Here is a 20,683-nt window from a genome sequence, read left to right as displayed (position 1 = left end):
GGCGCCTGCCGGCTCAGGGGCGCACCCCGGCCCGGACCCGCGTCTCCCCCCGGCCCGGACCCGCGTCTCTCCCCCCGGCTCAGGCGGGATCCTCCACCCGCACCCCCAACTGCGCCGCGAACACCGGCGCCAGGTCGAGCAGCTGCGCCGTGGAGATCACCGCGCCCGCCAGGGCGTCGACCCCCCGCGCGATCTCCAGCCGCTGGATCGTCCGCAGGTCGACGTCCTTCAGCTTCGCCCGGCTGAGGTCCGCCCCCGTCACCACGCAGTCCCGGAACTCCACCCGCTCCAGGACCGCGCCCCCGAAGTCCGGCTCGCTCAGCACGCACCCCTCGAAGAGGACGTCCCGCAGCTCGGCCATCCGCAGGTTCAGGTAGTCGATCTTCCCGCCCCGCACCCACACCCGCTCGAGCACCGCCCCGTGCAGCTGCGTCCCGCCCAGCCGGGCGTCCACCAGCTCCATGTCACGCAGCTGCGCCCCGGCCAGGTCGGTGCCCACGCCCCGTACGCCCTCCAGGACCGAATCGAGGAAGCGGGCGGACTTCAGCCGCGCCTCGTCGAGCCCGCAGTCGCGCACCGCGCAGTCCAGGAACCGGGCCCCCGCGCCGTTCCCCCCGGCCAGGTCCAGGCCGGCCAGCTCCAGGCCGTCGTAGTCCCCGTCCGGCTCCAGGCCGCCCTCGTACGCCTCCAGCGGAGGCAGCCGCACCTCCGCCCGCCGCACCTTGGCGACCGTCTTCTTCCTCGTGCTCATGACCGCCATGGTGACGCACGCCACTGACAATCCCCCGCCGGCGATGTCACGAACGCGCCGGGGCCGCTCGTCCCCTCCGTGAAACCCGACAACGAGGGAGCCGGACAGATGCGGAAGATCACGATCGTCGGCGGCGGCTTCGCCGGACTCACCGCGGCCGTCACCGCCGCCGAGGCGGGCGCCAAGGTGACCCTGTACGAGTCGCACCACACCCTCGGCGGGCGCGCCCGCACCGCCGAAGGCCCGTACCTGACCAACGAGGGCCCGCACGCCCTCTACGACGGCGGTCCGCACTGGACCTGGCTGAAGCAGCGCGGCCTGCTCGGCGAGCTCGCCCCGCTGCCGTTGCGCGAGGCGGCGAAGCTGCGCTTCCACCACAAGGGCGCGCTGCGCCGCGTCCCGCCGCTGGGCTTCCTGCGGCAGTCGCTCCGTACGGCGGAACAGGCGCCGGTGGACGAGGACTTCCGCACCTGGGCGACCCGGCTCGCGGGGCCGGACGCGGCGCGGGCGGCCGCCTCGTACAGCGGTGTCGCGCTGTTCCACCACGACCCGGGCGCGCTGTCGGCCCGCTTCGTGCAGGAGCGGCTGCACCGGGCCGCGTCGCTGCCGCCGGAGGCGCACTACGTCAAGGGCGGCTGGGGCAGGCTGATCGAGCGGATGGCGGCGCGCGCGTGGGAGACGGGCGTACGGATCGAGACCTCGTCGCGCGTCGACAGCCTCGACGACCTGCCGCGCGGCGCGGGCCCGGTGGTGGTGGCGACCTCGCTGGCCGCCGCCGCGCGGCTGCTCGGCGACCCGTCGCTGTCCTGGGAGTCGGGCCGTACGGTCCTGTTCGACCTGGCGCTGCGGAGCGGGAAGGGCCGGAAGGGCGATCCGTTCGTGATCTCGGACCTGGACGCGCCCGGCTGGGTCGAGCGCTTCACCGCGCAGGACCCGAGCCTCGCGCCGGCGGGCGAGGAGCTGATCCAGGCGCAGCTGCCGATCGGTCCCGGCGAGGGGAAGGCGGAGGGTGTGGCGCACGCGGAGCGGCTGCTCGACCTGGGCTTCGCGGGCTGGCGCGAGCGCGCGGTGTGGCGACGCGAGGCGGTCTCCCACGGCCGTACGGGCGCGGTGGACCGCCCCGGCACCACCTGGCGCGACCGGCCGGCGATCGACCGGGGGCACGGCGTGTACCTGGCGGGCGACCAGGTGGCGGCGCCGGGCGTGCTCTCGGAGGTGTCGTTCACCAGCGCGGTGGAGGCGGTGTCGCTGGCGATGCGGGCGGATCTGCGGACGAAGCCACTTGACCTCAAGCGTGCTTGAGGTCGGATGCTGGTCCCGCCGCACGAGATCACCGGGCCCGACGGGCCCGGCCGACCATCCGACCGGTCCCGTCGACCGACGATCCAGGGGAGCCCGCCATGCACGCCATCCGCCTCCACGCCTTCGGCCCCGCCGAGAACCTGACGTACGAGGAGGTCGCGGACCCGGTACCGGGTCCCGGCCAGGTCCGCGTCAAGGTGACGGCCGCCGGCGTCCACCTCCTCGACACGGTGCTGCGCGAGGGTGGGACGGGCCCGTTCCCCGCGCCCGCCGAACTGCCCACGGTCCCCGGCCGCGAGGTCGCCGGCACGGTGGACGCGCTCGGCGAGGGCACCGACCCGGCGTGGCTCGGCAAGCGGGTGGTCGCCCACCTGGGCATGGCGCCGGGAGGCTACGCCGAACTGGCCGTCACCGACGCCGGCCGCCTCCACGCCCTCCCCGACCACGTCGGCGAGGCGGAGGCGGTCGCGATGATCGGCACGGGCCGCACGACCCTCGGCATCCTGCAGTTCACCGAGCTCGGCCCGGACTCGGTCGCGATCGTCCCGGCCGCGGCGGGCGGCATCGGCACCCTCCTCGTGCAGTACGCGAAGAACGCCGGCGCCACCGTGATCGGCCTGGCGGGCGGCGAGGAGAAGGTGGCCCGGGTGAAGGAGAACGGCGCGGACCTGGCGGTCGACTACACGGCACCGGACTGGGCGCAGCAGGTCGCCGCGTACCTCGACGCGCTCGGGCGCGGGGCGACGGTCGTCTTCGACTCGGTGGGCGGGGCGACCGCCCGCGCCGCGGTGGACCTGCTCGGCGCGGGCGGCCGGCACGTCGTCTTCGGCTGGTCGGGCGGCGAGGAACTCACCTTCACCGAGGAGGAGCTCACGGCCCGGGGCATCACGTCGGAATCCGTCCTGGGCCCGGTGATGATCCAGAAGGCGGGCGGCGACATCCGCAACCTCGAACTCGCCGCCCTGGCCGCGCTCTCCGCCGGCACCCTCCGTCCGGCGGTCCACCGCTTCCCCCTCGCGGAGGCGGCGGCGGCCCACCGCGCCCTGGAGACCCGGGGCACCATGGGCAAGGTGGTCCTGGTCCCCTGACGGGCCGTCCGGGCTCAGATCCCGAGCACGTCCCAGGAGTGCCCCTTGAACTCCTTCCGGAAGTCAGGGTGGTCCTCCCACATCCGGGCGATGGAGCGCAGCACGTCCCAGTTGTGCTCCAGCGCCTGGTCCACGACCTGCCGCAGCTCCGGCGCCGAGGCCCGCTTCTCCAGCAGCCCGTTCACCGCCGAAGCGGCCTGCACGGTGTAGCGCAGCGCGCGCAGCGCCCGGGAGGTGTCGTCCATCCCGAAGCCGTGGTCGCTCCCGTTCTCGGGGTCGAAGAGCGGCGTGAGCCGCGCCTCGACGAAGGCCGTGATCCGCTCGAACCGCTGCTGAATGTCCTTGTCCATGCCCCCTTCCTACACGAGGCCGCGGACCCGGCACGACGACCCCCGCACGTACCCGTCACCGACCGCCGGGAGGACCTTGCGGCAGCGAGGCGCGGGACCAGCGGACGGGGTGGCCGTCAGGGCCGTCGGTGAGCCAGGAGCCGTCGCCCAGGGGCACCAGTTCGTACGCGTGGCTTACCTCGACGGCGAGCTCACCGTGCGGAGCACCGGTGCGCACGTCGACCAGGTGGTGGCGGAACCACTCCTCCTCGTCGCTGCTCTCGCCTCCCAGGGTGACGACCGCCGTGTCCGGGGTCAGATAGCCGCCGCTCCACTCCACGAAGGTCTCCTCCAAGTCGTATCCGAAGGCCTCGACGGACAGGGTGAAGAGCGCGTCGCCGCTGGGGTGGAGGTGGAAGGCGACGTCGTGCTGTCCGTGGTCGACCGTCATGAACTGCCGTCCGTCCGGCGCCAGGTCGATCAGGCAGCGGTCCCACCACGGGTACGTCACGAACTCCGACTCGCCGTCGCCACCGGTCGTGCCTCTGAGGATGACGGCGCCGTCCTGGCCCTCACCGATGTCGAGGTAGACGCTGCCGTCCAGGGGATGCACGTGATGGCCGCCGCCGTGGCCGGCCGTGCCCACCTCATGGCGGACGAGGACCGCACCGCTTTCCGCGTCGTACGCGACCCACAGATCCAGGCCGTCGCGGCCCGCCATCGCGTCCGGCCGGTAGACCCAGACGGTCCGGCCGTCCAAGGACAGCGCACAGCCGGGTCGGTGGCCGTACCGCTGGTCGGAGTGCGGCTCGAAGTCCGCCGCCCACAGCACGTCCGTGCGGCCGAGGCAGACGACTCCGTTCAGCGTCGTGTACACGGCGCGCTCCAGATCGGGCCGGACCGCCGACTCCACGACGACGTCGCCGGCCCTCGGCCGGAACACGGCGGCGGGCTCCAGGGCCCCGAAGGCACCGGATTCCAGCACGTACGCGTGGATCCGCCCCTCGCGGTGGCGCGTGACGACCTTCGGCGGCTTCTCGGGAGTCATCCGCCGAGGCTAGCGCCCGTGCTCAGGTCGGCCCGCGCGGCCCGTGCGGAAGAGGGCGGCGGTCCGCCGGGCCCTACGCCTCCCCGCCCAGCGACTTCAGGGCCCCGTCCGTCAGGCGGTACACCGTCCACTCGTCCTGCGGGCGGGCTCCCAGGGACTCGTAGAAGTCGATGGACGGCTGGTTCCAGTCGAGGACGGACCACTCCAGGCGCTCGTAGCCGCGCTCCACGCAGAGGCGGGCGAGTTCGGTGAGGAGGGCCTTGCCGTGGCCGCCGCCGCGCATCTCCGGGCGGACGTAGAGGTCTTCCAGGTAGATGCCGTGGACGCCGCGCCACGTCGAGAAGTTGAGGAACCAGAGGGCGAAGCCCGCGACCTCGCCGTCGGCGGTCTCGGCGATGTGGGCGTAGGCGGCGGGGCGGTCGCCGAAGAGGGCTTCGTGGAGCTGTTCGGGGGTGGCGCGGGCCTCGTCGAGGGCCTTCTCGTACTCGGCGAGGTCGCGGATCAGCTGGTGGATCACGGGGACGTCGGCAGGCGTGGCGGTACGGATCATGGAGTCAGGGTGCACTCCCTCAGGGGCGCCTCGCCAGCAGGTTCCGCGCGATGGACACCTGGTCCGGGTCGAGGGCCGGTTCGCCGTCCGCCACGTCCCACAGACCGTTCTGGAGCACTCGGGCGAGGGTCCAGGCCCGCGCACGGGCGCGGTCCAGGTCCAGGCGCTCGGTCAGGAGGTCGAAGCGCCACGAGGTCTCGGCCGGGTCCGGGTTCCACAGGTTGGTGAGGGCGGGCAGCAGCTCGAAGCCGGGGTCGCCGGTCAGCGGCTTCGGGTCGATGGCCAGCCAGGGCTCGCGTTCGGACGCCAGGACGTTGTCGTAGTGCAGGTCCCAGTGGAGCAGCCGATCGCCGGGCTCGCCCATGACCTCCCGTACCGCCGCCGCGCAGTCCTTCAGGAGCGCCGTGTCGTCCGGGTCCGCCAGCCGCCCGGCCGCCTTCGGCGCCGCCGCCACCATCCGCGCCGCGATGTCCCCCAGGGACCGCAGGCCCGGCGGCGCCGGGACCGCGACCAGGCGGGCCAGGAGGTCCGCGAGGACGCGCACGGCCCCGCGCGCGTCGCCCGATCCCGACAGGTGTCGGGTCTCGTCGGCCCGTTCCAGGAGCAACGTGCCTGTCTCCCGGTCGTGTTCGAGGAGGCGTACGGCTCCGTCCCCCGCCCACGTCCGCAGCGCGACCGGCTCGCCCTCGGTCTCCTCGTCGAGGAGCTGGAGCTTGAGCGCGGCCCGCGTCCCGTCGGCCCGCGACACCGGCAGCACCAGCGACGCCGCCCCGTGCATCGACGGGCCGGTCGGCCGCAGCCCCCAGCGGTTCAGGAACTCCTCCGCCCTGCCCGGCAGGGCGGCGATGAACGCCCGCCCCGCCTCGCCGTTCCACTCCGCCTGCGACGCCGCCAGTTCCGCCGGGATCTCGATCACCCGACCGACCTTAGACACCCGCGTCGCGCAGCGCCTGCGAGAATTCCGACGGGTCGTAGAGGCCGTTGCCCGCCGCCAGTGGTTCGCCGTCGACGAGGACGGTCGGCGTGCCGCCGACGCCCGAGTCCTCGAAGGCCTTCTCGGCGGACGCCACCCACTCCCGGTACGCGTCCTCCCGCACCGCCTTGTCGAAGGCGGCGCCCCGCAGACCCGGCACCTTCTCCGCTATGGCGAGGAGATGCTCCGTCGAGAAGCCGTCCTTCGCGGCCTTGTCCGGCCGGCTCGCGTACAGCGCCGCCTGGTACGACGCGAACTTCCCCGGCCCCGACACGGCGTCCGCCTCCGCCGCCGCCCGCAGCGCGTTCGCCGCCCGCGCCGAGGCCGCGCCGCCCGTCCTGGCGTCGAGGAAGGAGGCCACGACGTACTCGACGCGCACCTTCCCGGCCGCCGCCCGCTCCGCGAGGACCGCCCCCGAGCCCGCCTCGAACTTCGCGCAGTAGCCGCACCGCGGATCGACGAAAACCGTCACCGTGTGCGGCGCCCTCGCCTCGCCGACGACGATCTTCGCGCCGTCCACCGCCGCAGGCAGCCCCCCGAGCACGTCAGCGTGCTCCCCCGCCGCCACCGTCAGCGCCGCGTCCGCGGCGCCGCCGCCCTGCGAACACCCCGCCGCCGCAAGGGCGATGAGGCCGGTGGCGGCCACCGCGACGACGGCGCGGCCGGTCCCGCGTACACGCATGGGCAGAGTCCTTCCGGAACGACGAAATCCGTACTCCCGAAGCTAGGCGCGCCGCCGCCCCGGAACCCGCGCCGAAGGACCCGTATCCACGGGACCAACGCCCCCGGTAGCCTCCCGCGCACGGCCCCGGAAGGACCCGGAAGAGGGATGGACATGAGCACGATCGGCACGGTCAACGGCGGCATCTCGTTCTGGTACGCGCAGGACGGCGCCCCCGCCCCGCGCGAGCCGCTGCCCGGCGACACGACGGCCGACGTCTGCATCGTCGGCGGCGGCTACACCGGCCTGTGGACCGCGTACTACCTCAAGAAGGCCGTGCCCTTCCTCGACATCACCGTCCTGGAGGCCGCCTTCTGCGGCTACGGCGCCTCCGGCCGCAACGGCGGCTGGCTCTACAACGGCATCGCCGGCCGCGACCGTTACGCACGGCAGCACGGCCACGAGGCCGCCGTACGCCTCCAGCACGCCATGAACGACACCGTCACCGAGGTCGTCGACGTCTGCGCCGCCGAGGGCATCGACGCCGACATCCACCGAGGCGGCGTCCTGGAGGTCGCCACCTCACCCGCCCAGCTCGCCCGCCTCAAGGACTTCCACACCGTCGAGATCGCCTTCGGCGAGAAGGAGCGCGAGCTGTACGGGGCACGCGAGACCGCCGAGCGCATCCGCGTCACCGGCGCCGTCGGCTCCTCCTGGACCCCGCACGGCGCGCGGCTCCACCCGGTCAAGCTGGTCAAGGGCCTGGCCGCGGCCGTCGAGGCGCTCGGCGTCACCATCCACGAGTCCACGCTGGTGACGGAGATCCGGCCCAAGCACGCGGTCACGCCGTACGGCACGGTCCGCGCCCCCTACGTGCTGCGCTGCACCGAGGGCTTCACCGCCTCGCTCGCGGGCCAGCGCCGCACCTGGCTCCCCATGAACTCCTCCATGATCGCCACCGAACCGCTGACCGACGCCCAGTGGGAGTCCGTCGGCTGGGACGGCCTGGAGACCCTCGGCGACATGGCGCACGCCTACATGTACGCCCAGCGCACCGCCGACGGCCGCATCGCGCTCGGCGGCCGGGGCGTCCCGTACCGCTACGGCTCGAAGACCGACAACGACGGACGCACCCAGCCGCAGACCGTCGAGGCCCTGCGCGAGATCCTGATCCGCTTCTTCCCGCAGCTGGCGGGCGTCGGCATCGCCCACGCCTGGTCCGGCGTCCTCGGCGTGCCGCGCGACTGGTGCGCGACGGTCACCCTGGACCGCTCCACCGGACTCGGCTGGGCGGGCGGTTACGTCGGCTCCGGCGTCGCCACCGCCAACCTGGCCGCCCGCACCCTGCGCGACCTCATCCGGCAGGACTCCGGCCAGGCGGGCCCGACGGACCTGACCACCCTGCCCTGGGTCGACCACCGCGTCCGCAAGTGGGAGCCGGAGCCGTTGCGCTGGCTCGGCGTCCAGACCATGTACGCCGCCTTCCGCGGCGCCGACCGCCGCGAGGCCACCGCCCGTACGGCCGCGACGGACCGCATCGCGCTCCTCGCGAACAAGCTCAGCGGCCGCTGAGAGCCGAGCACTCCACGCTCAGCGGCCGCCCACGGCCGAGCACTCCACGCTCAGCGACCGCCCACGGCCGAGCACTCCGGAACCCCCGCCTCAGCCGAGGCCGCTCAGTCCCTGCATCGCCGACAGCGCCCATTCCTGCGCCCCCACCGTCGTCCCGGCCGCCACGCCCGTCGCGACCGGGGCGAGCGCGCCCCGGAGCATGGTGAGGGCGCGCCGCAGCCTGCCGGGCTCGGGCTCCTCGGTGCCGCTGATGGCGGCGAGGACCTCGCCCGCCGCGGCCTCGGTGTCCTCGCGCTCCTGCGCGCCCAGGCCCTGCTCGGGCAGCCGCGCCAGCAGCTCCCGTACGAGCTCGGCGAGTTCGGCGTAACCGGGGGCGACCGGCGCCGGGGTGTGGTTGATCTGGTTCTGGGTGACCTGCTCGTTGCCCACGGCGATCTGGGAACCGCTCACCGGGCCGTGGATGTGGAGCCCCGAACCCTGATGCTCCGGGGTGCCGTGCTGGGGACCGTTCATGCGGGAGATCCGTCCTCGTCGGTGTGCGGCGTCCGCCGGCTGTCGATGCGCTGGTTCATGTCGACCCGCTCGTTGCCCACGGCGAGCTGGGAGTCCCTCACGCCGCCGTGGATCGTCACATTGTTGTTGTAGGTGACGTGCGTGGGCGGCGGCTGGTTCGTCTCGTCCTGCCACTCCTCCACCGACAGCGAGCTCCGCAGCGACGGCATCGACACCCGGCCGTTGTGCCGCACGCCCGCCGCGCCCGTCCCCGACACCGCGCAGCCCACGAAGAGCCCGCCCGCCTCGTTCCGGAAGAACGCGCCCACCGACGCGCAGTCGGTGAACTCGCTGTCGTGCACCTCCAGTCTCGACCGGTCCTGGGCGAGGAGACCGAGCGACTCCGATCCGGCCACCCGGAGCCGCCGGGCGACGAGCCGCCCCTGCCCGAGGGCCGCGGCCCCGGCCGACGTCACCGCCCGCGCCTCGCAGTCGGTCAGGAAGAGCTGGGCCTCCTCCGCGACGGCGAAGCCCACCATGCCGCGCTCCGCGGTCACCTGGCGCAGGGTGACCCGGGACGTACCGAGGACCTCCACGGCCGACATCGAGAAGTCCGTGAACACTCCGCCGTCCACCTCCGCGGTCGTGCCCGCGTCGCCACGCGTCTCCAGATGGGTCACGCAACGCTCCACCCGCACGTCCCGGAAGACGGCCTTGCCGCCCTCGTACGCCCGGAGCGCGACGCCCGTCAGATCCGTGACCCGCACCCCGTGGAAGGCGCCCCGGGAGCCCGTGCCGGTGACGACGACGCCGACGTTGCCGCCGGCGACCCGGAGGCCGTGCACCTCCGGGGCACCGCGCTCGGACACGAACACCGCGACGTTGCCGGCCTCCGCGACCTCGCAGTCCTCGAACCGGCCGCGGCCCGCCCGTACGGTGATCCCGGTGTCCCGGCAGTCGGTGAGGACACAGCCGCGCACCACGGGGTCGGAGCCCTCCGCGACCGCGATGCCCTGCTCGGCGCCGGTGACGCGGACCCGGTCCACGCTCCCACGGGAGTGGTGGAGGTATCCGACGGCCTCCGCGCCGACGTCGGCGATGGTGCAGTCGGCCACCGCCAGCCAGGCCTGCGTGTCCGCGAACAGCGCGGCCAGCCCGGTCCCGGTGAGCTCGCAGCCGGTCACCTCGGCCTGCGCACCGCTGACCCTGACGCCGTGGATCCGGGCCCCCGTGAACCGGCTGTCCCTCACCGACACCCGGGCGCCCTCGATCGCCGCGAGCGCGTTGTCCGCGGCGTCGGTGAACCGGCACCGCTCGACGTGCCCGCCGGCCCCGGCGAAGAGCACCCGGCCGTGCCGGAAGGCGCTGTCCCGGAGCGTCACCGCGGTGCCGGGCGTCGCGTGCACGCAGACGCCGCCCGGCGCCCGTACCTCCGTGTGCTCCAGGGTGAGCGTGCCCGCGGCGCAGCGGACGACGTCCGCGTCACGGGAGGCCAGGACGAGTCCGCGGGCCAGGACGGTCCCGGCCGTCTCCAGCGCGGTGCCGCTCGGCAGGATCACCGTGACCGAACCGGGCTCGCCCGTCGCGACCAGCTCGACCTCGCCCCGGACGAGGAGCGGCTCCGCGTAGTGCCCGGGCGCGATCTCGATCCGGGCCGGCCGGTTCTTGCGGGCCGCAGCGGCGAGCGCGGACGCGATGTCGCGGTGGACGCCCATGCCGCCACGAGGCGACACGCGGTACCTCGCGGCCAAGGCGGCCACCTCCCCGTCAGCTCCCGCCCGTACCCAGAACCGAGGCCCTGCCGCCCGCACGGACGACAGGGCCTCGGACCTGGTGCTGTTTCAGAGAGCCCCCTGTCGGGTTCGAACCGACGACCCCCGCTTTACAAGAGCGGTGCTCTGGCCAGCTGAGCTAAGGAGGCAGCGAATGCAGTGTAACGAACGCCCGCCCGCCCCAGGTCGGAAATCTCACGCATCCCGTAGCACCCGGACTGCTGACAGATCCGGCGCCGCCGGGTAGCGTCACTTCGAGTTCACCCAGGTGGACTAGACCTCAATCCTTCCTTTACTCGGATCGTCCGGCACGTTCCTGCCGGTGAAGGGACACATCACCATGGCTTCCGTCACCTACGACAAGGCGACCCTGGTCTACCCCGGCGCCGAAAAGCCCTCCGTCAACGAGCTGGAGATCGAGATCGCCGACGGCGAGTTCCTCGTCCTCGTCGGCCCCTCCGGCTGTGGCAAGTCGACCTCGCTGCGCATGCTGGCCGGTCTGGAGGACGTCACCTCCGGCGCCATCCGCATCGGCGACCGCGACGTCACGCACCTGCCGCCGAAGGACCGGGACATCGCCATGGTGTTCCAGAACTACGCGCTCTACCCGCACATGACCGTCGCCGACAACATGGGCTTCGCCCTCAAGATCGCCGGCGTGAACAAGAGCGAGATCCGCACCAAGGTCGAGGAGGCGGCGAAGATCCTCGACCTCACCGAGTACCTGGACCGCAAGCCGAAGGCGCTCTCCGGCGGTCAGCGCCAGCGCGTCGCCATGGGCCGCGCCATCGTCCGCGAGCCGCAGGTCTTCCTCATGGACGAGCCGCTGTCCAACCTCGACGCCAAGCTCCGCGTCTCGACCCGTACCCAGATCGCGAGCCTCCAGCGCCGCCTGGGCATCACGACGGTGTACGTGACGCACGACCAGACCGAGGCCCTCACCATGGGCGACCGGGTCGCGGTCCTCAAGGACGGTCTGCTCCAGCAGGTCGACACCCCGCGCAACATGTACGACAAGCCCGCCAACCTCTTCGTCGCTGGCTTCATCGGCTCCCCCGCCATGAACCTGATCGAGGTCCCGATCACCGACGGCGGCGTGAAGTTCGGCGCGAGCGTCGTCCCGGTCTCCCGCGAGGCCATCGCCGCCGCGGCCGCCAAGGGCGACACCACCGTCACCGTCGGCGTCCGCCCCGAGCACTTCGACGTGTCGGGCCCCACGGGCAAGGACGGCCTGGCCGTGACCGTGAACGTGGTCGAGGAGCTCGGCTCCGACGGCTTCGTGTACGGCTCCACCCGCGTCGGCGGCGAGGACAAGGACGTCGTGGTCCGCGTCGGCGGCCGCGAGGTCCCGGCCAAGGGCTCCACGCTGCACGTCGTGCCGCGCTCGGCCGAGCTGCACGTCTTCTCCACCTCGACGGGCGAGCGTCTCTCCGACTGACGCCGGACCGCGCCGCCCGGCGCACGCGCTCCACGCCGTACGGCTCCGTCCCCGCTTGCGGGGGCGGGGCCGTTCGCGTACAGGAGGCATGAATCCCCGACTCGGCGAAAACCCCGGCAGAACTGGGCAAACAGACACCGGGCCCCTCCCCCGCGTCAACACGGGATTCGAAAAGCCGCCTCGAACCATCCCTCGCGAGAGTGACTAAATGTCGCCATATCACTACCGGCCGCTACGCTCGCCTGCGTGACGCATACTGCCCGCCGAATCGGCCGCTCTCTCGCCCTCGTCCTGCCCGTCGTCCTGGTGCTCTCCGGAACGCTCGCGGTGTCCGCCGTTCCGTGGGCCGGCCAGAGCCACGGGACCCAGATGCTGACCGCGTCCACCGCGTCGTCGGCGGACGTCTCCACCCGCGCCAAGTCCCGCGCCCCGCAGGATATTCTGCGCGACCAGCTCCTCGCAGAGCTTCAGGAGAAGGACCCCGGGGTCGCCCTCACCCACCTCCAGCGCGAGGTGGAGAACCGGCCCTCCCTCGCCCGCCACTGCATGTCCATCGCCCGCGCCCTCGGCGCCGCCGCGGTCGAGCGCTTCGGCCCGACGCGCGCCCAGTCCTACTCCCGCCCGGTCTGCGACACGTCCTTCGCGACCGGCGTCATGAACGCCGCCTGAGCCGGGCCCGGTAGGTCTGCCGTTCACCGCATATCGTTCCCGGTATGCACACTTCCCCGACGCAGGCCGTGGTCCTGGCGGGCGGCCAGGGCTCGCGGCTGCGCCCGTACACCGACGACCGCCCCAAGCCGATGGTCGAGATCCCGGGCACCGGGACCCCGATCATCGGCCATCAGCTGTCCTGGCTCGCCGCCGAGGGAGTCACGGACGCCGTCGTCTCCTGCGGCCACCTCGCCGAGGTGCTCCAGGAGTGGCTGGAGACCGCCGACCTGCCGCTGAAGGTGACCACGGTCGTCGAGTCCGAGCCGCTGGGCCGCGGCGGCGGCCTCAAGTACGCGGCGGCGCACCTGCCCGAACCGGGGAAGCCCTGGTACGCCACCAACGGGGACATCTGGACCCGTTTCTCGCTGCGCGAGATGGCCGAGTTCCACACCGAGCGCGACGCCACCGCGACCCTCGCGCTGGCCCGGCCGCGCATCCCGTGGGGCGCCGTCGAGACCGACGCCTTCGGCCACATCACCGACTTCATCGAGTCGCCGCCGTCCCCGTACCTCATCAACGCGGGCGTGTACGTCTTCTCCGCGGCCTTCACCGAGCTGCTGCCCGAGCGCGGCGACCACGAGCGCACCACCTTCCCCCGCCTCGCGAGGGAACGCCGCCTGGCGGGCTTCCCGCTGCCGCAGGGCGCGTACTGGCGGGCCATCGACACCGCCAAGGACCTGACGGAGGCGGCAAAGGAACTCGCCGCACAGGCGTAGCCCGCGGCGCACGCACGCAGAGACGCAGCCCGCGGCGCCCGGCGCACGGGCCTCGCCCCGCCGCGCCGCGCCGGCGTGGCCCCAGGAAGCCGACGAGGGCGGCACCACGAGTCGTGGTGCCGCCCTCTCGCGCGCTTCGCGGCGCGGGGCGCGTCTCGCGGCCCCACAGCGGCGGTGGGGCGCCGGCGACACGAGAGGGCACGCACGAGGGCACGCGGCCAGGAAGCCAGGCCGCCACGCGGGCACGCGGGCACGCGGCCACGCGGGCACGCGGCCACGCGGCCACGCGGCCACGCGGCCACGCGGCCACGCGAGAGGGGCCCGGTGTCCGCAAGGACACGGGCCCCTCAGGGAGCGGGACCGCCCGGCCGGCAAGGGCCGCCCGCCGAGAAGCCACGCGAGAGGCCCCGGTGTCCGCATGGACACGGGGGCCTCTCGGAGCCGGGCCGCCGGCCGCCGGGCCGCACTGTCGCCGGCCGCAGGCCCATGCCCGCCCGGGTCGCAGGGTCCGACCGGGCCGCCGCCCGCGTCGCCTCAGCCCAGCAGGCCGCCGATCGGGTTTCGTGCGCCGCCCGACGTCGAGCCGCCGTCCGATGAGCCGGTGCTGCTTCCGCTCGACGGGGTGCCGCTCGTGCCGCCCGACGTGGAGTCGCTCGTCGAGGACGACGGAGCCGTCGTACGGGTCTGGCTCGGGCTCCGCGTGGTCGTCGCCGGCGGGCTCGTACGGTCGCTGCGCCGGGTCTCCCGCGCCGACTCCGTCGGCTTCGCCTCGTCCTCGTCCTGCTCGCTCGTGCCGCTCGCCCCGGTCGTCGCCGTGGGCTTCGGGCTCTTCGTGGCCTTCCGGGACGGGCTGCTCGCGCCCGGCTCCTGCGGGAGCGGCTGCCCCGGGAGGTGGTTGATCGGGTCGTCGTTCGGGCCCGGAACCGTGACCATCTGCGAGGAGCGCACCGCCCCGCCGAGCATCGAGCCGATGAGCAGCGTGAGTCCGACGACCACCGCAGCCACCACCGTGCCCCGCCGCAGCACCCGGCGGCGCAGCTCCCACAGCTCCGAGCGCGGCCCGAGGGTCCGCCACGCCTCGCCGGCCAGGCGGCCGTCGACCGAGTACACCGGGGCGCCGGCGATGATCAGCGGCGACCACGCGGCCAGGTAGATGATGTCCGGCGCGTCGTAGACCGGGACGGTCTTCCAGCTGACGGTCAGGATGAGCGCCGCCGACAGCAGCGCGCCCACCACGGCCGCGACCCGCTGCCACAGGCCGAGCACGGTGAGGACGCCGACGACGACCTGGAGGAAGGCGACGGTGAGGCCCGCGCCGACCGGGTGCTGCAGCGCGAAGTCGCGCAGCGGCTCGGCCAGCGCCCACGGGTGCAGCGAGTGCAGCCACTTGACCATGGAGCCGCGCTCGCCGCCGTCGAAGTAGACGGGGTCGCAGAGCTTGCCCATGCCCGCGTAGATGGAGATGAAGCCGAGGAAGACGCGCAGCGGCAGGAGCACCACGCCCAGGTTCATCCGGCGGCCCGGGTAGTACGCGTGCCGGACGGCGTCCGCGCCGTGCCGCTGCCCGCGGTCCTGCGGATCGGCGCCCTCGTCGTACGCGTCGGGCGCCATCTCGTACACGTCGTCGTACGCGCCCTCGGCGCGCCGCATCGGCGGCAGCAGCGGGGCGGGCGGCCCGGCCGCCGGCACCACCGGGGTGGGCATCGTGTCGTCGATGCGCGGGATCGTCTGGGTCGTCGGCTCCAGGGTGGAGACGGCGCCCGCGGCGGACGAGTCGCGGACCGCCTGGAGCAGCCCGGTGGCGCCCGGCGCGGACTTGCCGCTCCACACGACGGGACGGCGGCGGGGGCCGGCTCCCGCGCCGGCGACAGCGCCGACACCCGCCGCGGCTCCGGCGAGCGCGGCGATACGGGGAGCGACCTTCGTCTCCTTGGCCGGCGCGAGCCGCACACGGAAGCTGGCGTGGTTCACGATCACCTGGGCGGGATCGGAATCCACCTTGACCATGCTCAGCGCGGGCTGATCGTCGAACCCCGGCCGGGGCGTTCTGGTGTCCACACTCATCTAACCGAGTGATGCGCGGTTAGGACACTGCCTTGACGGACCCGAAATGTCGGAGGTCCGTCAAGATCACGGCCGGGGAGCGTCCCCCGTTCGGGTCAGCCCGTACGGGGGTGGATCAGCCCATGCGGCGGCGGGCCGCCTCGTAGAGCACCACGCCCGCCGCGACACCGGCGTTCAGCGACTCGGCGCCACCGGGCATCGGGATGCGAACGAGGAAGTCGCAGGTCTCGCCGACCAGACGGGACAGGCCCTTGCCCTCGGAGCCGACGACGATGACGACCGGGCCGGACAGCGCCTCCAGCTCGTGCACCTCGGTGTCGCCGTCCGCGGACAGACCGACGACCGTCAGGCCCGCCTTCTGGTACTGCTCCAGGCAGCGGGTCAGGTTGGTGGCGCGGGCCACCGGCGTACGGGCGGCGGTGCCGGCGGAGGTCTTCCACGCGCCCGCGGTCATTCCGGCCGCGCGCCGCTCCGGCACGACCACGCCGTGGCCGCCGAAAGCGGAGACCGAACGGACGACGGCGCCCAGGTTGCGCGGGTCGGTGACGCCGTCGAGGGCGACGATCAGCGGGTCCTCGTGGTCGTCGTAGGCCGCCTCGGCCAGGTCCTCGGGGTGCGCGTACTCGTACGGCGGGACCTGGAGGACGAGGCCCTGGTGGTTGAGCCCGTTGGTCATCCGGTCGAGCTCGGGGCGCGGCGCCTCCATGATGTTGATGTTGCCGCGGCCGGTGGCGAGGTTCAGCGCCTCGCGCACGCGCTCGTCGTTGTCGATGAACTGCTGGACGTAGAGCGTGGTGGCGGGCACGCCGTCGCGCAGCGCCTCGAAGACCGGGTTGCGGCCGACGACCATCTCCGACTGGCCCTTGCCGCCGCGGCGGGCGACGGGCTTGCGCTTGGCCGCGTTCCGGGCCATCGCGTTGGAGACGCGGTACGCCTTGTGGCCCTTGCGGTTCTCGGCCTTGGGCGTGGGGCCCTTGCCTTCGAGGCCCTTGCGTCGCTGGCCACCGCTGCCGACCGTCGCGCCCTTCTTGTTGGACGTGCGACGTCCCCTGCGCTGGCTGTTCCCGGCCATGGCTGCTACCTGTTTCCTCTACCTGCGTGCGTATGAAGTCTGTAAGTGAAGTGTGCCGCCCGGAGGCCCGGACGGCACACGCGTCGTCTTGCTAACGGTTGGCGAGGGTCCAGCGCGGACCGTCCGGGCTGTCCTCGATGGCGAGGCCGGACTGCGTGAGCTGGTCACGGATGGCGTCCGCGGTCGCCCAGTCCTTCCGTTCACGGGCGGACTCGCGCTGCTGGAGCACCAGCCGTACGAGGGTGTCGACCACGCCGTGCAGCTCCTCGCCGCCGCCGGTCTCCTCGGCCCAGTGCGGGTCGAGCGGGTCGAGACCGAGGACGCCGAGCATGGCGCGCACCTCGGCGAGGCGGGCGATGGCCTCGTCCTTGTCGTCGGCGGCCAGCGCGCTGTTGCCCTGGCGGACGGTGGTGTGGATGATCGCCAGCGCGTGCGGCACGCCGAGGTCGTCGTCCATGGCCTCGGCGAAGGCCGGCGGCACCTCGGCGGCGGGCGCGACGGGCGACCCGGCCTTCTCGGTGGCGCGCTGCACGAAGCCCTCGATGCGGCCGAAGGCGGCCTCGGCCTCGCGCAGGGACTCCTCGCTGTACTCGATCATCGACCGGTAGTGCGGGGTGCCCAGGTAGTAACGCAGGACGATCGGGCGCCAGTTCTTCACCATCTCGGAGACGAGGACGCTGTTGCCCAGCGACTTCGACATCTTCTCGCCGCTCATGGTGACCCAGGCGTTGTGCACCCAGTACGAGGCGAAGTCGTCGCCGAAGGCCTTGGCCTGGGCGATCTCGTTCTCGTGGTGCGGGAAGATCAGGTCGAGACCGCCGCCGTGGATGTCGAAGGCGGAGCCCAGGTACTTGTGCGCCATCGCCGAGCACTCCAGGTGCCAGCCGGGACGGCCGCGGCCCCACGGGGTCTCCCAGTCGGGCTCGCCCGGCTTGGTCGCCTTCCACATGGCGAAGTCGCGCGGGTCGCGCTTGCCGGTGATGCCCTCCTCGGCCGGCTGGCGCAGGTCGTCGATGTCCTGGTTGGACAGCGCCAGGTAGTCCGGGAAGGAGCGCACGTCGAAGTAGACGCTGCCGTCGGCGACGTAGGCGTGGCCGCGCTCGATGAGGCCGCGCATCATCTCGACCATCTCGGTGACGTGGCCGGTGGCGCGCGGCTCGTAGGTGGGCGGCAGGCAACCGAGGGCGTGGTAGCCGTCGTTGAAGGCGCGCTCGTTCTCGTAGCCGATGGACCACCAGGGGCGGCCCTGCTCGGCGCCCTTCTTGATGATCTTGTCGTCGATGTCGGTGACGTTGCGGACGAACGTGACGTCGTAGCCGCGGTACGCGAACCAGCGGCGCATGATGTCGAAGTTCAGGCCCGAGCGGATGTGCCCGATGTGCGGGGCGGCCTGCACGGTCGCGCCACACAGGTAGATCGAGACACAGCCCGGCTTGATCGGGGTGAAGTCACGGATCTGCCGGGCGCTGGTGTCGTACAGGCGAATAGTCACCACACCAGGGTAGTGGGCGGGGGGCAGTGCCCCGCGACCCTTTGCGGGTCGCGGGTGACACTTTTCCCACTCGGCCTCCCGCTCGGCTTCCCGCTCGGCTTCCCGCTGGCGCTCCCCGGGTGCGGAACCGGTCGTGATCCGGCCCGGATCGGGAAGGGACGGCCTAGGCGCGGGCCACCGGGTAGACGAGGGCGGTCGCCAGGGCGGCCAGGCCCTCGGCGCGGCCGGTGAGGCCGAGGCCGTCGGTGGTGGTGCCGGAGACGGACACGGGGGCGCCGGCCGCCTCGCTCAGCGCCTTCTGGGCCTCGTCGCGGCGCTTGCCGATCTTGGGGCGGACGCCGACGACCTGGACGGCGATGTTGCCGATCTCGTAGCCCTCGGCCCGGACGATGCGGGCGGCCTCGGCGAGCAGGGTGACGCCGGAGGCGCCGGACCACTCGGGGCGCGAGGTCCCGAAGTGGGCGCCGAGGTCGCCGATGCCGGCGGCGGAGAACAGCGCGTCGCAGGCGGCGTGGGCGGCCACGTCACCGTCGGAGTGCCCGGCGAGCCCGTACCCGTCGCTGTCGGGGCCGTCCCACAGGAGACCGGCGCACCACAGCTCGCGCCCCTTCTCGAAGGCGTGGACGTCGATGCCGATGCCGGTACGGGGGATGAGCGGGAGCTCAGAAGCCATCGTTGGCCCTCCTGCGGGCGAGTACGGCCTCGGCGAGGACGAGGTCGAGGGGGCGGGTCACCTTGAAGGCCTCTTCGTGGCCGGGCACGACGACGACGGGCGCGCCGAGCTTCTCGACCATGCCGGCGTCGTCGGTGGCGCCCTCTCCGGTGAGGGCGACGGTGGCGTGGGCGTTGACGAGGGTCTCGCGGTCGAAGCCCTGCGGGGTCTGTACGGCACGGAGGCGGGCGCGGACCGGGGTCGCGACGACCTGCTCGGGGCCGCCGGGCCGCTCGGCCGGTTCGACCTCCTTGACGGTGTCGGCGACGGGCAGCGCGGGGACGACGGCGACGGCCCCGTCCCGTACCGCCTCGATGACGGCGTCGACGGTGTCGACGGGCACGAGCGGGCGGGCGGCGTCGTGCACGAGGACGGTGGTGACGTCGTCGGGGATCGCCTTGAGGCCGAGGTGGACGGACTCCTGGCGGGTGTCGCCGCCGGGCACGACCACGTAGTCGGTCCGCTCGGGCAGGGCGTGGGCGTCGAGGAGGTTCTTGACCTCGGTGGCGCCGTCGGACGGCGCGACCACGACGACGAGGGAGACGGCGCGGGAGGCGGCCATCGCCCGGACGGCGTGGATGAGCATGGGGGTGCCGTTCAGCGCGCGCAGCGCCTTGGGGGCGCCCGGGCCGAGGCGCACGCCCCGGCCGGCCGCGGGGATCACCACGGCGGTGCGAGTAGGACGCGCTTCGTCTGTCATCGGTTGCACTCCGGCAGGTTTGTTTCCGCGGGCGACGTGGGTATGGCGTCAGCAGGCTTGCCGCGACGCCTCGACCGGGCCCTTTCCGTGACGACGGTCGAGGCGTCGCCGTGCGAGCCGCCGTGGTCGTCGTGTGGGTGCCGAGGTCGGCAGGGGGTCGGGAAAAAGAGAGACGAACATGCCGCAGTGCCCGGCGACGGCACTGTGGAATCACTGGGATTCACAGCGCGTCAGCGGGCACCGCGGCATTGTGCGTGGCATGCATGTGCGTGGCATGGCATGAGCGCCAGGCGTCGGATGGCATCAGACGGCAGGCGTCAGGACGCGAGCACCTCGTCGAGAAGCGCCTCGGCCTTGTCCTCGTTGGTGTTCTCCGCGAGGGCCAGCTCGCTCACCAGGATCTGGCGCGCCTTGGCGAGCATGCGCTTCTCACCGGCGGAGAGACCGCGCTCGCGCTCACGGCGCCACAGGTCGCGCACCACTTCGGCGACCTTGATGACGTCGCCCGAAGCGAGCTTCTCCAGATTCGCCTTGTAGCGACGGGACCAGTTGGTCGGCTCCTCGGCGTACGGCGCGCGCAGCACCTCGAAGACCCGGTCCAGCCCGTCCTGACCGACCACGTCGCGAACACCGACGAACTCCGCATTGTCCGCCGGCACACGAACCGTCAGGTCGCCCTGCGCGACCTTGAGCACCAAGTAGGTCTTGTCCACGCCTTTGATCTGGCGAGTTTCGATGGCCTCGATCAGCGCGGCCCCGTGATGGGGATAGACCACGGTGTCGCCAACCTTGAACGTCATGTGACAGGTACCCCTTCCGTGGCTATCCAGAGTAACACGGATACGGCTTCTTCTGAATGGCGTTTTCGCAGGTCAGGGCATATCTCGGGGCTTGACAACAGCGCAGCGGACGTGCTGCGGAGGCCTTCCGGAAGGCGGTATTCGCAGGTCGGAGCGGCTGCGTGGACGCAGAGAAACACCCACGTTACAGGGTCCGAGGGTGGTGTGAGGGAGGGGTGATGTCCAGGTTTGCCGGGTTCGGTGTGGCGCTCTTCACGTAGTCCGTTCGAGGATCGGCCACCCGTACGGGCGGATTCTCGAATTGATCACGGAGGGATTCCCGAATGGCGCCGAGGGGTGGCGCACGGGTAATGCGCGGCCGGCGGCCGAATTGATCACGGCGCTTATGTGAACGGCGCGTCAATGGGGCGTGATCCGGCCATGACGGCGAGTTCTGGACG

At 73.0% G+C, this 20,683-nt stretch carries 20 protein-coding genes and 1 tRNA gene; 6 read left to right on the top strand and 15 right to left on the bottom strand.

The features are described from left to right. Nucleotides 1-79 precede the first annotated feature (79 nt). A complete protein-coding gene (locus ACFWJO_RS07345) occupies nt 80-751 on the bottom strand; it encodes a pentapeptide repeat-containing protein (RefSeq protein ID WP_386863837.1) in 672 nt (223 codons plus the stop codon). Between the two features lie 108 nt (nt 752-859). On the opposite strand from ACFWJO_RS07345, the gene ACFWJO_RS07340 reads away from it, so the two are divergent. Together ACFWJO_RS07340 and ACFWJO_RS07335 are read left to right on the top strand one after the other, a co-directional pair. Beyond that, entirely contained in the window at nt 860-2,053 is a 1,194-nt protein-coding gene (locus tag ACFWJO_RS07340; RefSeq protein ID WP_386863836.1) for an NAD(P)-binding protein, read from the top strand. Between the two features lie 98 nt (nt 2,054-2,151). Continuing rightward, a complete protein-coding gene (locus ACFWJO_RS07335) occupies nt 2,152-3,141 on the top strand; it encodes a zinc-binding dehydrogenase (protein WP_386863835.1) in 990 nt (329 codons plus the stop codon). A 14-nt stretch (nt 3,142-3,155) separates the two neighbouring features. Here the strand turns inward: ACFWJO_RS07335 and ACFWJO_RS07330 are convergent, their stop codons facing one another. The 5 genes from ACFWJO_RS07330 to ACFWJO_RS07310 all read right to left on the bottom strand — a co-directional run bounded on the left by ACFWJO_RS07330 (nt 3,156) and on the right by ACFWJO_RS07310 (nt 6,723). Beyond that, entirely contained in the window at nt 3,156-3,491 is a 336-nt protein-coding gene (locus tag ACFWJO_RS07330; RefSeq protein WP_384410179.1) for a hypothetical protein, read from the bottom strand. A 55-nt stretch (nt 3,492-3,546) separates the two neighbouring features. Then, the gene (locus ACFWJO_RS07325) at nt 3,547-4,518 is read right to left on the bottom strand and encodes a hypothetical protein (protein WP_386863834.1); all 972 of its coding nucleotides are present in this window, start codon (nt 4,516-4,518) and stop codon (nt 3,547-3,549) included. A gap of 73 nt (nt 4,519-4,591) precedes the next feature. After that, nucleotides 4,592-5,068 carry a GNAT family N-acetyltransferase gene (locus ACFWJO_RS07320; RefSeq protein ID WP_386863833.1) on the bottom strand — a complete coding sequence of 159 codons (477 nt, stop codon included), beginning with the start codon at nt 5,066-5,068 and terminating at the stop codon, nt 4,592-4,594. A gap of 19 nt (nt 5,069-5,087) precedes the next feature. Then, a complete protein-coding gene (locus ACFWJO_RS07315; RefSeq protein ID WP_386863832.1) occupies nt 5,088-6,002 on the bottom strand; it encodes an aminoglycoside phosphotransferase family protein in 915 nt (304 codons plus the stop codon). Beyond that, nucleotides 5,995-6,723 (bottom strand): DsbA family protein, encoded by a 729-nt coding sequence (locus ACFWJO_RS07310; RefSeq protein ID WP_386863831.1) that lies wholly within the window; start codon nt 6,721-6,723, stop codon nt 5,995-5,997. Before ACFWJO_RS07310 ends, ACFWJO_RS07315 begins: the two co-directional genes overlap by 8 nt. 153 nt (nt 6,724-6,876) lie before the next feature. On the opposite strand from ACFWJO_RS07310, the gene ACFWJO_RS07305 reads away from it, so the two are divergent. Beyond that, the gene (locus ACFWJO_RS07305; protein WP_386863830.1) at nt 6,877-8,274 is read left to right on the top strand and encodes an NAD(P)/FAD-dependent oxidoreductase; all 1,398 of its coding nucleotides are present in this window, start codon (nt 6,877-6,879) and stop codon (nt 8,272-8,274) included. Nucleotides 8,275-8,364: 90 nt separating this feature from the next. Here ACFWJO_RS07305 and ACFWJO_RS07300 read toward each other — a convergent pair whose 3' ends face one another. The 3 genes from ACFWJO_RS07300 to ACFWJO_RS07290 all read right to left on the bottom strand — a co-directional run bounded on the left by ACFWJO_RS07300 (nt 8,365) and on the right by ACFWJO_RS07290 (nt 10,687). Next, complete coding sequence (locus ACFWJO_RS07300) at nt 8,365-8,787, bottom strand: hypothetical protein (RefSeq protein WP_386863829.1); 423 nt, start codon at nt 8,785-8,787, stop codon at nt 8,365-8,367. Next, on the bottom strand, nt 8,784-10,526 hold the full coding sequence (locus tag ACFWJO_RS07295) for a right-handed parallel beta-helix repeat-containing protein (RefSeq protein ID WP_386863828.1): 1,743 nt from the start codon (nt 10,524-10,526) through the stop codon (nt 8,784-8,786). Before ACFWJO_RS07295 ends, ACFWJO_RS07300 begins: the two co-directional genes overlap by 4 nt. Before the next feature lie 87 nt (nt 10,527-10,613). After that, nucleotides 10,614-10,687 (bottom strand) — tRNA-Thr (locus ACFWJO_RS07290). A 191-nt stretch (nt 10,688-10,878) separates the two neighbouring features. Here ACFWJO_RS07290 and ACFWJO_RS07285 point away from each other — a divergent pair. The 3 genes from ACFWJO_RS07285 to ACFWJO_RS07275 all read left to right on the top strand — a co-directional run bounded on the left by ACFWJO_RS07285 (nt 10,879) and on the right by ACFWJO_RS07275 (nt 13,403). Next, entirely contained in the window at nt 10,879-11,976 is a 1,098-nt protein-coding gene (locus ACFWJO_RS07285; protein ID WP_386863827.1) for an ABC transporter ATP-binding protein, read from the top strand. Nucleotides 11,977-12,222: 246 nt separating this feature from the next. Continuing rightward, nucleotides 12,223-12,645, top strand: coding sequence for a hypothetical protein (locus ACFWJO_RS07280; RefSeq protein ID WP_386863826.1), 423 nt, complete (start codon nt 12,223-12,225; stop codon nt 12,643-12,645). Between the two features lie 44 nt (nt 12,646-12,689). Then, complete coding sequence (locus tag ACFWJO_RS07275) at nt 12,690-13,403, top strand: NDP-sugar synthase (RefSeq protein WP_386863825.1); 714 nt, start codon at nt 12,690-12,692, stop codon at nt 13,401-13,403. Between the two features lie 534 nt (nt 13,404-13,937). Here the strand turns inward: ACFWJO_RS07275 and ACFWJO_RS07270 are convergent. From ACFWJO_RS07270 to ACFWJO_RS07245, 6 genes are all read right to left on the bottom strand, one after another. Continuing rightward, complete coding sequence (locus ACFWJO_RS07270) at nt 13,938-15,467, bottom strand: DoxX family protein (protein ID WP_386863824.1); 1,530 nt, start codon at nt 15,465-15,467, stop codon at nt 13,938-13,940. Between the two features lie 115 nt (nt 15,468-15,582). Continuing rightward, nucleotides 15,583-16,539, bottom strand: a complete 957-nt coding sequence (rlmB, locus tag ACFWJO_RS07265; protein ID WP_265867366.1) for a 23S rRNA (guanosine(2251)-2'-O)-methyltransferase RlmB — start codon at nt 16,537-16,539, stop codon at nt 15,583-15,585. A 91-nt stretch (nt 16,540-16,630) separates the two neighbouring features. Continuing rightward, the gene (gene cysS, locus ACFWJO_RS07260; protein ID WP_386863823.1) at nt 16,631-18,031 is read right to left on the bottom strand and encodes a cysteine--tRNA ligase; all 1,401 of its coding nucleotides are present in this window, start codon (nt 18,029-18,031) and stop codon (nt 16,631-16,633) included. Nucleotides 18,032-18,194: 163 nt separating this feature from the next. Beyond that, entirely contained in the window at nt 18,195-18,704 is a 510-nt protein-coding gene (gene ispF, locus ACFWJO_RS07255; protein ID WP_386863822.1) for a 2-C-methyl-D-erythritol 2,4-cyclodiphosphate synthase, read from the bottom strand. After that, a complete protein-coding gene (gene ispD / locus ACFWJO_RS07250; RefSeq protein WP_386863821.1) occupies nt 18,694-19,443 on the bottom strand; it encodes a 2-C-methyl-D-erythritol 4-phosphate cytidylyltransferase in 750 nt (249 codons plus the stop codon). Before ispD ends, ispF begins: the two co-directional genes overlap by 11 nt. A 317-nt stretch (nt 19,444-19,760) precedes the next feature. Beyond that, entirely contained in the window at nt 19,761-20,243 is a 483-nt protein-coding gene (locus tag ACFWJO_RS07245) for a CarD family transcriptional regulator (protein WP_003953493.1), read from the bottom strand. Nucleotides 20,244-20,683: the final 440 nt, after the last annotated feature.

The sequence above is a fragment of the Streptomyces sp. NPDC127092 genome (assembly GCF_042722475.1).
In the GTDB taxonomy this organism is placed as follows: domain Bacteria; phylum Actinomycetota; class Actinomycetes; order Streptomycetales; family Streptomycetaceae; genus Streptomyces.
This window is presented reverse-complemented; position numbering and strand designations above follow the sequence as displayed.